At 41.2% G+C, this 294-nt stretch carries 1 protein-coding gene; it reads right to left on the bottom strand.

Annotated elements, in window-relative coordinates:
* Nucleotides 1–294 (bottom strand): EcsC family protein (locus ACNKXV_RS14310; protein WP_417908383.1); only part of this gene is annotated, 294 nt, incomplete at both ends.

Genomic DNA, 294 nt, shown 5'->3' with positions numbered 1-294 from the left:
CATTCTCAATCTATAGCAATTCATCGCGTACCGACCAAGATGATCGGTGAGCTTATAGTTTGCGATTGCCCCAACAGGCGCACCAATGAGTGGTACCAATTGGAATAGTTTGGCCAAATCAATGTAATCCCGGTAATCCAACTGGAAAGTCTTCCAATCAAAATCCGTCAGCTCTTTTGGCAAGTCTGACACATGCATATCCCAATTTTCGATCAATCCTATCAGGTCATTTCTTCGGCTTTGACTGGAAAAACTTAACTGAAAAACATAAAGTAAAAAGAGACGCTCTTGATA

It is taken from the genome of Christiangramia aquimixticola (assembly GCF_048285835.1).
GTDB lineage: Bacteria > Bacteroidota > Bacteroidia > Flavobacteriales > Flavobacteriaceae > Christiangramia > Christiangramia aquimixticola.
This window is presented reverse-complemented; position numbering and strand designations above follow the sequence as displayed.